This window comes from Pseudofulvimonas gallinarii (genome assembly GCF_004343305.1).
Taxonomy (GTDB): domain Bacteria; phylum Pseudomonadota; class Gammaproteobacteria; order Xanthomonadales; family UBA2363; genus Pseudofulvimonas; species Pseudofulvimonas gallinarii.
The window spans coordinates 1-13,060 of the sequence record NZ_SMAF01000030.1 but is presented as its reverse complement, the minus strand read 5'-3'; the positions used below and the strand labels follow the sequence as shown (position 1 = coordinate 13,060).

Below are 13,060 nucleotides of genomic sequence, written 5' to 3'. Positions count from 1 at the left end.
GCAGGGGCTGTTGCGACGCACCAGCAAAGCCGCGTGGCCGCTGAGCGCCCGGCGGGCGCTCCCGCGCCGCCGGGCATCGGAAGGCTGCGGCCGTTACCAGCCCATGTGGTGGCCGCCGTTGATGTCGAGGTTTGAGCCGGTGATCCAGGCGGCCTCGTCGCTGACCAGGAAGGCGACGGCATAGGCGATCTCTTCCGGCTTGCCGAGCCGGCCGGTCGGGATGTCGGCGACGATCTTGGCGCGGACCTCTTCCGGCACCGCCATCACCATGTCGGTGGCGACATAGCCCGGCGACACCGTGTTGACGGTGATGCCCAGCTTGGCGTTCTCGCGCGCCAGCGAGATGGTGAAGCCATGCATGCCGGCCTTGGCGGCGGCGTAGTTGGCCTGGCCGTACTGGCCCTTCAGGCCGTTGATCGAGCTGATCTGGATGACGCGGCCCCACTTGCGCTCGCGCATGCCCTCGATGACCGGGCGGGTGACGTTGAAGCAGGAATTGAGGTTGGTGTTGATGACCTCGTGCCACTGCTCCGGCGTCATGCGATGGAAGGTGGTGTCGCGGGTGATGCCGGCATTGTTCACCAGCACGTCCACCGGACCGACCTGCGACTGGATCGTCGCGACCATTTCGGCGGCGGCGGCCGGATCGCCGACATCACCGGGCACGATGGCCATGTCGAATCCCTTTTCCTTCATCCGCTCCTGCCAGGCGCGCGCCTTGCCCTCGTCGCGGTAATTGGTCACCACTTTCAGGCCGTTCCGGGCCAGCCGCTCGCAGATGGCCGAGCCGATACCGCCGGTGCCGCCGGTGACGAGTGCGATGCGCGATGTCATGGTTTCCTCCTGGACCTTGGAAAAAATGTGCGCACCGGGCGATGCGCAGGCGATCAGTGTAAACGTCCGCCGGACAATGCCATGTTGCAGTGCGGCTGGCGAACAGCCGGCCAATGAGCCGGAAACGTCAGCCGGAAACGTCAGCCGGAAACGTCAGCCGGAATCGTCAGCCGGAATCGTCAGCCGGAATCGTCAGCCGGAATCGTCAGCCGGAATCGTCAGCCGGAATCGTCAGCCGGAATCGTCAGCCGGGAATGTCAGCCGGGAATGTCAGCCGGGAATGTCAGCCGGGAATGTCAGCCGGGAATGTCAGCCGGGAATGTCAGCCCGGAATGTCAGCCCGGAATGTCAGCCCGGAATGTCAGCCGGGAATGTCAGCCCGGAATGTCAGCCCGGAATGTCGTCGCGTCGCCACGCCGCGGCAGGCACGCCGAGGCCGCGATCCGCACCGGGCAGCCGGAAGTGTGGAATCGCCGCCTCGAGAAGCGCGGGGACGTTGCCGCCTGCGGGCAGGGCGGCGGCAGGGACATCGAGCAGGGCCAGCGCATGGCGCAGCGCCGGCACCGGATCGCAGGCATCGACCGGTGCGGCGAAGGTCTGCTTCGACAGCTTCTGCCCGTCGTCGCCGAGCAGGACCGGGATATGCGCATAGGCCGGCGTCGGCAGCGCGAGTGCACGCTGCAGGACGATCTGCCGCGCCGTGGAATCAAGCAGGTCGGCGCCGCGCAGCACTTCGGTGACGCCCTGCGCGGCATCATCGACCACCACGGCAAGCTGGTAGGCCCACAGGCCGTCACTGCGGCGAAGCACGAAGTCGCCGACATCCTTTGCCACGTCCTGCCGCCGGAGGCCCTGCACGGCATCATCGAAGGTCAAGACACCGGGCGGTGCAAGCAGCCGCCAGGCCGGCTGGCGCTTGCTGCCGGCATGCGGCTGGCAACGCCCGTGATGACCGCCGGCCCTGAGCAGGTCCGTGCGTGAGCATCGGCAAGGAAAGGCGAGGCCGGCGTCGACCAGCTGTTGCAGGGCGACGGCGTAGGCCTCGCCCCGGTCATGCTGGAACAGGACCGGCTCGTCGGATTCCATGCCAAAGGCTGCCAGCGTGGTGAGGATCGATGCGCTGGCGCCGGACACTTCGCGCGGCGGATCGATGTCCTCGATGCGCAGCAGCCAGCGTCCGCCCAGGCTGCGCGCGCGCAGCCAGCTGGCCAGCGCCGCCAGCAGCGAGCCGAAGTGCAGCGGCCCGGTCGGCGAGGGCGCGAAGCGGCCCCGGTAAACGGGCGCTAAAGCGGATGGATCAACGGGCATGTCCGGTCTTGATGGGCGGCCACGAGGCCGCACGTATAATCCTCGCCGAATCCATCTCCCTGGAGAAGTCCAAGCCATGAAGCGCATCCTGCTCTTCGCCGCCACCAACATCGCTGTCCTTGCGGTCCTGACCATCGTCTGCAAGCTGCTCGGCGTCGATGTCTACCTGGCGCAGACCGGCCAGGACTTCACGCACCTGCTGATCTTCGCAGCCATCCTGGGCTTCACCGGGTCGCTGATCTCGCTGGCGATGTCCAAGAGCATCGCCATCCGCTCGACCGGCGCGCAGGTCATCGATCCGTCCAGTCCGCGCAGCCAGACCGAGCAGTGGCTGGTGCAGACGGTGCACCGCCAGGCCGAGCAGGCCGGCATCGGCAAGCCGGACGTGGCGATCTACGACGCGCCGGAAATGAATGCGTTCGCCACCGGCATGAACCGCAACAACGCGCTGGTCGCCGTGAGCACCGGCCTGCTGCAGCAGATGGGCCGTGACGAGGTCGAGGCGGTGCTCGGCCACGAGGTCGCGCACGTCGCCAACGGCGACATGGTCACCATGGCGCTGCTGCAGGGTGTCCTCAATACCTTCGTGATCGTCGCCTCGCGCCTGATCGGTCGTGTCGTCGACCAGGTCGTGTTCAAGAACGACCGCGGCCCGGGCATGGGCTACTGGATCACCGTGATGGTGCTGCAGGTCGTGCTTGGCATGCTGGCGTCGATCATCGCCATGTGGTTCTCGCGCCAGCGCGAGTTCCGTGCCGACCACGGCGGCGCGACGCTGGCCGGTCGCCAGAAGATGATCAATGCGCTGCGTCGCCTCGGCGGCAATGCCGGCGTGTCGACGCTGCCGGAAGAAGTGGAAGCCTTCGGCATCAGCGGGCGCATGGCCGACGGCCTGAAGCGGCTGTTCATGAGCCACCCGCCGATCCCTGAGCGCATCGCCGCACTGGAAGCGAGCCGCTGACCGGCGCAGGCGGGCAGCCACCGCGAAGGCCGGCAGCGATGCCGGCCTTTTCCGTTTCAGCCCGGTGCCGGATCGACCTCGGCGCCGCGTTCCGCCAGCAGTGCACGCAACACCGAGCGGTGGCAGCGCGATTCGTCCTCGCAGTAGCAGCCGACTGAAAAATGGCTGCCGTGCGACAGCGCCGCCAGCAGGTCCAGTGCCTGGCGCGCTTCGGGCCTGCCCATCTCGCTGCGATAGCGCTTCACGAACCTTGACCACGCCGCTGGGGTGGTCGCGTCCTGGGCCTGACGGACCAGTTCGGCACTGGGCGCAAGCAGCGGCAGCCAGGTGTCATACCAGTTGTCCTTTGCGAATCGCGCCTTCGGTACCCCGCGCGGGGGCCGGCGGACCGTGCCGATGCGCAGGCCTTCGCCTGGCGCGCGCGGACTGCCAAGTCGGACGATGCGGATGGTCATGGTGATGTTCTCGTGTTCCCCGGGCTTCCGGTTGCCACTTTAGACCGCCGTTGCGAAAAAGAACCGCCTGCGGCTATCGCCGTGTTCAGGCGGAACCGGCACAATGTCGCGAAGACGCCCGGTCGCGTTCCGGTCAACGGCCCGCTGGCGTTCCGATCCACCGTTTCGCCACCCGGACACCACCATGACCCGACTTCCGACCATCGCCGCCAGCTTCGTGCTCGTCCTGTCCGCCTGCACCTGGGTGAAGCCCGATCCAGCCGGGGCGAAGGTGCGCGTGGCCTACGACGGCAATACCGGTTCCTGCACCCGGGTCGGGGAGATCGGTGTCGGTGTGCGTGACCGCATCGTGCCGGGCATCGACCGCAACGAGCTGAAGGTGCGCGACGAGCTGGAATCGCTTGCGCGCAACGAGGCGGCCACCCTGGGCGCCGACACGATTTCGGCGGTGGCCGATCCGGTCGACGGCGAGCAGCGCTTCATCGCCTGGCGTTGCCGCTGAGTCCCTCGGATCCGGCAATCGCGACCGCAACAGCGGGCGCCGTCCCACCCGTTCAACTCCCGCGACCTGATCGTGGCCGGAACGATTTTGCGCGCAACCTTGCTGCTGCATGACCCCGTTTGACATGGTGCCGCGTTGCATCGACATTCGGGCAAGCTGACAAGGGAGTGTTGCGATGAATCTTGGAACGATGGCGGCCACCGCCGCGGTGGCGCTGGGCATGGCGGCGGGTGCCGCGCGGGCGCAGACGCAGGTTTGGATTCCGCCCGACCAGGGCCTGGAGCCGATCCGCCTGGACTCCGTCGACATCGACATCGACGTCGAAGGCTTCATCGCCCGCACGCGCATGGAACTGGTGTTCGCCAATCCCAACGGCCGCGTGCTGGAAGGCGAATTCGTGTTCCCGCTGGCGCCGGGCCAGACCGTCTCCGGCTATGAGCTGGAGGTGGCCGGGCGCCTGCGCGCCGGCGTGGTCGTACCGAAACAGACCGCGCGCGTCGCCTTCGAGAACATCATCCGCCAGCAGATCGACCCGGGACTGGTCGAGCTGACCCAGGGCAATGTCTTCCGCACCCGCCTGTATCCGCTGCCTGCGCATGGCAACAAGCGCATCGTCCTGCGCTTCGAACAGGTGCTGGTCGAGGATGGCGCACAGCAGCGCTACGTGCTGCCCCTGCACTTCGATGCGCCGGTACGTCGATTCGCGGTGAAGGCGCAGGCGCGGACGCTGGGCGCGGCGGATGCCGGCGTCCCGGCCTCGCCGGATCCGTCGCTGCGGTTCGATCGCGCCGGTGAGTCCTGGGTCGCCAGCTTCGAGCGCGCCGATGTGAAGCCGCAAAGCGAGCTGTCGTTCCAGATTCCGCGCCAGGCGACGGCCAACTGGATGCTGGCGCTGGATCCCGTCGATCCGGAATGGGTCACCTGGGTGGCGCGCGTCGAGACCGGCATGCCGGTGGATGCCGACGCGCCCGTGGTACCGCGGCGGATCGCCGTGTTCTACGACGCTTCCGGCAGCGCGCGGGAACGCGATCGCGAACGCGAGCTGGCGGCACTTGCCGCGTACCTGCGCCGGCTCCCACGCGTCACGGTGGACCTGATCGCCTTCCGCGACGCCGCCGAGCCCGCGCGCAGCTTCAACATCGAGCGCGGCGATGCCGGTGCCTTGCTCGACGCGATCCGTGCACTACCGCTCGATGGCGGCAGCAGCTACGGCGCCATCGATTTCGCGCAGGCAGCGCAGGCGCAGCGGGTGCTGGTGATCGGTGACGGCCTGAGCAACTTCGGTGATGCGGAGCCGCGCGCCATGCCGGCTTCCGGCAACGCCATCGTGCATGTCCTGCATGCCGCGCAGAAGCTCGATGCCGCACGCCTGGATGCGATCGCCCGGCGCGGCGGTGGCGTGCGCATCGACCTGATGCACAGCAGCGCCGATGAAGCCGCGAGCGCCCTGGGCCGGCGTCCGTGGCGCGTGCTCGCGCTCGATGCGGGACGGGCCGCTTGCGTCGATGTCACGCCGGCGGTGCCCTCGACCGTCGAACGCAGCCTGCTCATCGCCGGACGCTGCCGCGGACTGGATGTGGATGCGGGGCTGCAGCTTGCTTTCGGTCGCGGCGGTGAATCGGCCGGCCATCACGTCCACCTGCGCGGCAATGCCTGGCGCGCGAAGGGCGACATGGCAGCGAGCGTGCATCGACTGTGGGCACAGTCGCACCTCGCCGACCTCGACGCCGATCCGCGTCCGGATACGGCGAAGATCACCGCGCTGGCGACGCGCCATGGCGTGGTGACGCGGCACACGTCGCTGCTGGTTCTCGATCGCATCGAGGACTATGTCCGCTACCGCATCGAACCGCCGGAAGCCGAGTTGCGCGAGCAGTACCACGCGCTGCTGGCGTCGACGCCGAAGACGCCCGAAGACGCCGGCCGCGACGCACGGATCGCGTCGCTGGCGCAGCAGTGGCGAGAGTTCCGCGACTGGCACGGCCGTCGCCATCCCTGGCTTGAATCGGTGCTGGTGGCCCTCGCGCAACAGGAAAATGCGCGCTGGCGCGCCGTGCCCGACAGCGTCGACGGCGCGGCTGCTTTGCGCGAGCGCAGCGGGCGGTTGCTCAAGCTCAGCGAACAGCTGGGTGAGCGCTGGCTGGACGAAGGCGGCGATGCCGCGACACGCAGGCGCTGGGAGGCGGAAGCGGCGACCGTGATGCGCGATCTCGACCAGCTGCGCCGTCGCCGCCTGCAGCTGGCCCCGGAATCGGAGTCCGCCGCTTCCGGCGCAAGCGACCGGCCGGTGCCGACCGGTGGCGCCATCGCCGAAGCCGGTGTGGCCCGGCGCAGGGCGGTACGCGACAGCGATGAAGCGCCGGTGCTGGCCTCCGCGCCGCCACCGCCACCGCCACCGTCGGCGCCCGCGCCTGGCGAAGCCACGGCCGCGGTCGCCGCCGAGGAAGCGGCGCCGGACGCCTCGTTGCCGCCGTTGCTGTCGGCCGGCATCAACATCGCCGGCTGGAATCCGGATACGCCCTACCTGCGTATGCTGCGTGCCGCCGACGATCCCTACGCCGCCTATCTGGTCGAACGCGAACAGCATGGCAACGCACCGTCGTTCTTCCTCGACTGCGCCGATTACTTCCGCGAGGAAGCGAAGAATCCCGGCCTTGCCGTGCGCGTGCTGTCGAACATCGCCGAGCTCGGCCTGGACGACACGGCCCTGACCCGCGTGCTGGCCTATCGGCTGGCGCAGTGGGACCTGTACGCGCTGGCGGTCGGACAGTTCGAGTCGGCGCTGGCGCAGCGTCCGGAAGAACCGCAGAGCTATCGCGACCTCGCGCTGGCGCTGTCGCGCCTGCCGCAGCCGCAATGGACCCGCGCGGTGGAACTGCTGTGGCAGATCGCCACCGGCGAGTGGCACGGCCGTTTCCCCGGTATCGAGCTGATCGCCCTGCATGAACTCAACGACCTCCTCGCCAAGGCGGGAAGTGGCGTCGATGTCTCGGCGCTGGCGATACCCGCCGAGCTGCTGCAGCCGCTGCCGATCGGTCTGCGCGTGGTGCTGACCTGGGATGCCGACAACACCGACATCGACCTGTGGGTCATCGATCCGGTGGGCGACAAGGCGTATTACGGCCAGAACCAGACGCGCACCGGTGGCCACGTCAGCCGCGACTTCACGCAGGGCTACGGGCCGGAGGTGTACACCATCGCGCGACCGCTGCCCGGCACCTACCGCATCCAGGCCAACTACTACGGCGACCGGCGCCAGAGTGTCAGCGGTCCGGTGACGGTGCAGGTGGAGTTCCAGACCGGTTTCGGCGAAGCCGGCGGCGAACGCCAGGCGATCACGCGTCGCCTGGAATCCGGCAAGCAGACGATCGACCTGGGCGAGTTCACGGTCGGCATCGACTAGTCAGTCAGCCCCTGGCGCGCAGTGTCGGCCGCTCCGGCACTGCGCGCCTTTCGGCGGCGACTGCATGCGAATCCGGGACGCAGCAACCCCTTTCGGGCCTCTGCGGATTCCCGCGGCCCGGCCGATGTGCAATGCGGCTCAGGCCGCGCCCTGCCACTCCATGCAGGCGCGCCGGGTCAGCGGGCCGAAGCGCAGGCGATCGACGAGGTCGGCCAGTGCGTCACCATCGGGTGCGGCGGGACGATAGGCATCGATCGCCGTGGGCACGGGCGCATCCAGCGCGATGCCGGTGAGCCGCCGCATCAGCAGGATCTGCTGGACGCGTTCGGCGATGGCGCGGGCGATGCGCGGCGCGCCGCGCAGCCGCATGGCGGCGATGCGGTCGATGTTGGACAACACCCCGGACAGGCCGCCGAAGTGATGCAGCAGGATCGCCGCGGTCTTGCGGCCGACGCCGGGTACGCCGGGGATGTTGTCCACCGGGTCGCCGACCAGCGCCAGCATGTCGGCGATGTGCTCTGGCGGCACGCCGTGGCGGTCGACGCAGCCGCGTGCGCACCAGCGCAGGTCGCGGCCGTAGTCCCACTGTTCGTCGCCGTGTGCGAGCAGCTGCGACAGATCCTTGTCGGCGGAGACGATGGTGACGCTCTGGCCCTGCGAGCGCAGCACGCCGTGGGCGCTGCCGATCAGGTCGTCCGCTTCGTATTCGCCATCGGCCAGGCAGGCGATGCCTAGCGCGCGCACCAGCTGCTTGCAGGCCTCGAACTGGCGCTTCAGTTCTTCCGGCGCCGGATCGCGGTTCGCCTTGTACGGCGGATAGATGCGGTTGCGGAAACTGCCGGAGAGCGACTCGTCGAAGGCCACGGCGATGTGCCGCGGCGACTGCCGGCGCAGGAACTCGAGCAGGAAGCGGGTGAAGCCATAGACGGCATTGCTGGGCCAGCCATCGGCATCGCTCATGCCCGGGTCGATGGTGTGCCAGGCACGGAACACATAGATGCTGGCATCGATCAGGACGGCCGGTGCCGGCGCGTCCTGCGTGGCGGCGCGCGACGTACCGCTCACGCCGGCCAGCGGCTCAGCAGTGCGGCGACATCCGGTCGCGGGCGGACGACCGCTTCCGCAGCCGGTGTGCCGATGTGCACGAAGCCGATGACCTGTTCGTCGGCGGACAGGCCCAGGGTCGCGTGGATGTCCGGATGGTAGGCGGCCCATCCGGTCAACCACTGCGCGGCGAAGCCCAGGGCGTGGGCCGCCTGCAGCAGCTGCAGGCAGACGCAGCCGGCGGACAGCTGCTGCTCGATCACCGGCACCTTGTGGCCGGGCGTGATGCGGCCGACCACCACGACCACCAGCGGCGCGAACGAGAACCGTGTGCTTTCCTTTTCCAGCGCCGCTTCCGTAGCGTCCGTATGCTCGCGACGGAAGATGTCGGCCAACGCCTGGCCCAGCTGGCGGCGACCTTCGTCGCGCAGTTCGATGAAGCGCCAGGGTGCAAGTCGGCCGTGGTCGGGGACATGCACGGCTGTCTGCAGCATCTGCTGCAGCTGGCCGGCATCCGGCGCGGGTTCGCGCAGCTGGCGGCTGGGCACGGAGTGTCGCTGCCGGAGCAGCGCGATCAGCGGATTTTCCATGCGCGGATTCTAGCCGACGCCACCTGCAGCGGCTGGATGCGCGTCGCGCCTGCCCGGCCACGCCTGCCTGCGGCGCCGCGACACGCGACCCGCGGGGAGCGGTGCTAGTATCGGCCGCTCCAAGGGTGGGGGCCACACATGGCTGTAACGATCGGCGTCATTCGGGAGACGGCGCAGGGCGAACGACGTGTCGCCATGGTGCCGGATGTGGCGAAGAAGCTCGGTGCAGCGGGCATGGAACTGGCGATCGAGCGTGGCGCGGGCCGGCCCGCCGGTTTCGCCGACGAGGCCTATGGCGTTGCGGTCCGTGAGGACGCGCAGTCCGTCTACGCCGCTGCCGACATCGTTTTCGCCGTCCAGCCGCCGACGCTGCAGCAGGTCGCCGCGCTGCGTCGTGGCGCGGTCGTCATCGGCGCACTGGCGCCGTATCGCGAGCGCGAGCTGGTGAAAGCCCTGCGCGATGGTGGCATCACCGCCTTCGCACTGGAACTGCTGCCGCGAACGACGCGTGCGCAGGCGATGGACATCCTGTCATCCCAGGCCGCCGCGGCCGGCTACAAGGCCATGCTGATCGCCGCGCAGGCGGCACCGAAGTTCTTCCCGATGCTGACCACGGCCGCCGGCACGGTGCGGCCGAGCAAGGTGCTGGTGATCGGCGCCGGTGTCGCCGGCCTGCAGGCGATCGCCACGGCGCGCCGGCTCGGCGCCATGGTCGAAGGCTTCGACGTGCGTCCGGAAACGCGGGAGCAGATCGAGTCACTGGGCGCGAAGTTCCTCGACCTTGGCGTCTCCGCGGCCGGCGAAGGCGGGTATGCGCGCGAGCTCACCGCCGAAGAGCGGGCGCAACAGCAGCAGGCGCTGGCCGATCACCTCAAGGGCATCGACGTGGTGGTGACCACCGCGGCCGTGCCGGGTCGGCCGGCACCGAAGATCGTCAGCGCGGCGATGATCGCCGGCATGAAGCCGGGCGCGGTCATTGTCGATCTCGCCGCCGAAACCGGCGGCAACACCGAGCGGACGCGCGCCGGGGAAACCGTGGATGTCGACGGCGTGGTCGTCATCGGTCCGCTCAACCTGCCGGCGCAGACCGCCACGCATGCCAGCGAGATGTACACGCGCAACCTCTTCACGTTCGCGCAGTTGCTGGTCAGGGACGGCGCCGTGGCCATCGACTTCAACGACGACCTGGTGGCCGGAAGCTGCCTGACCCACGATGGCGAAATCCGCCACGGCCCGACACGCGAGGCCATCGGCCAATGACCAGACCGCATGACATCGCCGGCTGCGCGCAGCCGCATTCCATCGAGGGGGTGGACTGAATGGACGGATTCCTCGCGCTGTACATCTTCATGCTTGCGGCCTTCACCGGCCACGAGATCATCGGCCGCGTGCCGGTGATCCTGCACACGCCGCTGATGTCGGGGTCCAACTTCGTGCACGGCATCGTCCTGGTCGGTGCCATGGTTGCTTTGTCGCACGCGCAGGGTCCGGTCGAACAGACGATCGGCTTCATCGCCGTGCTGCTCGGTGCCGGCAACGCCGCCGGCGGCTACGTGGTGACCGAACGCATGCTGCAGATGTTCAAGTCCAGCAAGGGAGATGGCCGGTGAGCACGATCCAGGCCTGGCTGCCGACCCTGATCAAGGCGTGCTATTTCCTCGCCGCCTTCCTTTTCATCTATGGCCTCAAGCGCATGGGCTCGCCGCGCACCGCGCGTCGCGGCATCGTGCAGGCCGGTATCGGCATGGTCGTGGCGACGCTGGCCACCTTCCTCATGCCGGACATGCACAACTATGTGCTGATCCTCCTCGCCATCGCCCTGGGTGGCGGCGTCGCCTGGTGGACCGGCCAGCGCGTGGCGATGACCGACATGCCGCAGATGGTCGCGCTCTACAACGGCATGGGCGGCGGTTCAGCCGCGGCCATCGGTGCCGTCGAGCTCTACAAGGTCTCCGGCGGCACGCTGGTCGCCGGCCATGTGCCGGTTGCGCTGGCCGTGCTGGGCGGCATCATCGGCACGGTGGCGTTCTCCGGTTCGCTGGTCGCCTTCGCCAAGCTGCAGGGCTGGATCGACAAGCGCTTTCTGTGGCCCGGACAGAACCTGCTCAACGGCCTGCTGTTTCTGGCCGTGGTCGGGCTTGGCGCCTGGCTGGTGTATTCACCGGACCAGACGCTGCTGATCGTTTTCTTCGCACTGGCCCTGCTGCTTGGCGTGCTGATGACGCTGCCGATCGGTGGCGCCGACATGCCGGTGGTGATCTCGCTGTACAACGCCCTGACCGGCCTTGCGGTGGCATTCGAGGGTTTCGTGCTCGGCAACGAGGCGATGATCATCGCCGGTACCGTGGTCGGTGCGGCCGGCACGCTGCTGACGCAGCTGATGGCGAAGGCAATGAACCGGCCGCTGTCCAACGTTCTGTTCACCGGCATCAGCGCCGCCTCCGGCGGTACCGAGATCGCCGGCGAGCAGAAGCCGGTCGATGCCGCCGATGCCGCTTCGCTGATGGCCTATGCCGAGCGCGTGGTCATTGTGCCCGGCTATGGCATGGCGGTCGCCCAGGCGCAGCACAAGCTGTGGGAGTTCTGCCAGGGCCTGATCGCCCGCGGCGTCAAGGTGAAGTTCGCCATCCATCCCGTCGCCGGGCGCATGCCCGGCCACATGAACGTCCTGCTCGCCGAGGCCGGCGTGCCCTACGACCTGATCGAGGACATGGACGACATCAACCCGGAGTTCCCGAACGTCGATGTCGCCCTGGTCATCGGCGCCAACGACGTGGTGAATCCGGTGGCCAAGACCGACCCGTCGTCGCCGATCTACGGCATGCCCATCCTCGACGTCGACCAGGCCCGGAACGTCATCATCATCAAGCGCGGCAAGGGCAGGGGATTCGCCGGTATCGAGAACGCCCTGTTCTATGCCGACAACGCCCGCCTGCTTTATGGCGATGGCAATGCGGTCGCCGGCCAGCTGGTGACCGAGCTCAAGCAGCTCGACGGCTGAGTTCCGATCCGGCCGGCGAAAGCGCCGCCGTTGCCGGCCGCGGATCGCCGCGCGCCGTAGCCGCCGCCGGGAGGCACGCCCTCGTCGACGTCGATGGCAAGTACCGGCATCGCGGTCTCCGGTCGCACGGCCGGGTTGCGCAGGGACATTCTTCCCGGCACCAGGCCGTCGCATCGGCTCCAGCCTGATCGACTGCGGACGACGGACCGTCACCGGCACACCGGCCGGGCGGATCACCGGGCGCGCGCCTGCGCACAGTCGGCGCATCGGGTTGTCGGCCAGCAGCCGCGCGGCGCGTGCGCCCGGGCACCCCGTTCTCCGCTGCCCCGTCGACCGGGCGATCCCTGCGTGCCGCTGCGACCTTCAAGGGGCTCCTGGGCGCGCCCGGAACTTCCGCGCCGGAAATCCTGGCAGTGCCATTCCAGCCACACGGCCGCCTGCGTTCAGAGGGGAAGCGGTCCGGAAAAAGGGCTTGGGGTCCAGGAAAACAGGACGTCCTGTCCGTAAGTCGTCCATTGCTGATTGTGCTGTGCAAACATGTGTCAGGCAAGAAAACGTGATCGGACAGTGGGCGGTCACATGATAGGATGCCGCGCCGATACGTGGTCACGGTCACGTTTTGGTTGAGCACTACGACACTTGTTCGCACCGGAAGGTGAGTGTCGGAGAGGCAGCGCAAAGAAACAAGAAGAACAAGCTCGGCGCCATGTCCGTGCGCCTGGCTGGAGCGCGGCTGCCTTCAGGACGGCCGCGAAGGCCCTTTTGTGCCCGCAAACATGTAGTTCCGCAAAGGAGATGCAGGTGTCTGATCGCAACGTTGAACCCCGCCGGGACGTCTCGACTTCGCTCCGTCGCCGACTCTGATGCGATCGTGTCCCAATCCGTGGTGTAACAGTCGTCATCGCGCCGACATGGGCGTCGGCTTTGGTCAACTGGCCACGGCTGGCAAGTTGACGGTGGAA

11 protein-coding genes are annotated in these 13,060 nt (G+C 68.4%); 6 read left to right on the top strand and 5 right to left on the bottom strand.

Going from position 1 to position 13,060, the window contains the following annotated elements:
* Positions 1-93: 93 nt before the first annotated feature.
* Positions 94-834: a beta-ketoacyl-ACP reductase gene (phbB, locus tag EDC25_RS13525; RefSeq protein WP_123522255.1), complete on the bottom strand. Its 741-nt coding sequence runs from the start codon at positions 832-834 to the stop codon at positions 94-96.
* A 387-nt stretch (positions 835-1,221) separates the two neighbouring features.
* Positions 1,222-2,142, bottom strand: a complete 921-nt coding sequence (gene gluQRS / locus EDC25_RS13520; RefSeq protein WP_123522185.1) for a tRNA glutamyl-Q(34) synthetase GluQRS — start codon at positions 2,140-2,142, stop codon at positions 1,222-1,224.
* A 76-nt stretch (positions 2,143-2,218) separates the two neighbouring features.
* Between gluQRS and htpX the strand changes: the two genes are divergently transcribed.
* Positions 2,219-3,103, top strand: coding sequence for a protease HtpX (gene htpX, locus EDC25_RS13515; RefSeq protein WP_123522186.1), 885 nt, complete (start codon positions 2,219-2,221; stop codon positions 3,101-3,103).
* 56 nt (positions 3,104-3,159) lie between these two features.
* Here the strand turns inward: htpX and EDC25_RS13510 are convergent, their stop codons facing one another.
* Positions 3,160-3,558 (bottom strand): DUF488 domain-containing protein, encoded by a 399-nt coding sequence (locus EDC25_RS13510; protein WP_123522187.1) that lies wholly within the window; start codon positions 3,556-3,558, stop codon positions 3,160-3,162.
* Positions 3,559-3,742: 184 nt separating this feature from the next.
* Here EDC25_RS13510 and EDC25_RS13505 point away from each other — a divergent pair, with 184 nt between their 5' ends.
* Positions 3,743-4,060 (top strand): DUF4156 domain-containing protein, encoded by a 318-nt coding sequence (locus EDC25_RS13505; RefSeq protein ID WP_123522188.1) that lies wholly within the window; start codon positions 3,743-3,745, stop codon positions 4,058-4,060.
* Between the two features lie 175 nt (positions 4,061-4,235).
* Positions 4,236-7,463 carry a VIT domain-containing protein gene (locus EDC25_RS13500; protein WP_123522189.1) on the top strand — a complete coding sequence of 1,076 codons (3,228 nt, stop codon included), beginning with the start codon at positions 4,236-4,238 and terminating at the stop codon, positions 7,461-7,463.
* 138 nt (positions 7,464-7,601) lie between these two features.
* Here the strand turns inward: EDC25_RS13500 and EDC25_RS13495 are convergent, their stop codons facing one another.
* Positions 7,602-8,528 (bottom strand): 5'-3' exonuclease, encoded by a 927-nt coding sequence (locus EDC25_RS13495; RefSeq protein ID WP_243695127.1) that lies wholly within the window; start codon positions 8,526-8,528, stop codon positions 7,602-7,604.
* The gene (locus tag EDC25_RS13490; protein WP_123522190.1) at positions 8,525-9,097 is read right to left on the bottom strand and encodes a nitroreductase family protein; all 573 of its coding nucleotides are present in this window, start codon (positions 9,095-9,097) and stop codon (positions 8,525-8,527) included. Before EDC25_RS13490 ends, EDC25_RS13495 begins: the two co-directional genes overlap by 4 nt.
* Positions 9,098-9,235: 138 nt before the next feature.
* On the opposite strand from EDC25_RS13490, the gene EDC25_RS13485 reads away from it, so the two are divergent.
* The 3 genes from EDC25_RS13485 to EDC25_RS13475 are packed head-to-tail and all read left to right on the top strand — an operon-like array spanning position 9,236 to position 12,098.
* Positions 9,236-10,357 (top strand): NAD(P) transhydrogenase subunit alpha, encoded by a 1,122-nt coding sequence (locus tag EDC25_RS13485; RefSeq protein ID WP_123522191.1) that lies wholly within the window; start codon positions 9,236-9,238, stop codon positions 10,355-10,357.
* A gap of 59 nt (positions 10,358-10,416) precedes the next feature.
* Positions 10,417-10,707: an NAD(P) transhydrogenase subunit alpha part 2 gene (locus EDC25_RS13480; RefSeq protein ID WP_123522192.1), complete on the top strand. Its 291-nt coding sequence runs from the start codon at positions 10,417-10,419 to the stop codon at positions 10,705-10,707.
* On the top strand, positions 10,704-12,098 hold the full coding sequence (locus EDC25_RS13475) for an NAD(P)(+) transhydrogenase (Re/Si-specific) subunit beta (RefSeq protein ID WP_123522193.1): 1,395 nt from the start codon (positions 10,704-10,706) through the stop codon (positions 12,096-12,098). The genes EDC25_RS13480 and EDC25_RS13475 overlap by 4 nt, the downstream gene beginning before the upstream one ends.
* The last annotated feature ends 962 nt before the right edge of the window (positions 12,099-13,060 follow it).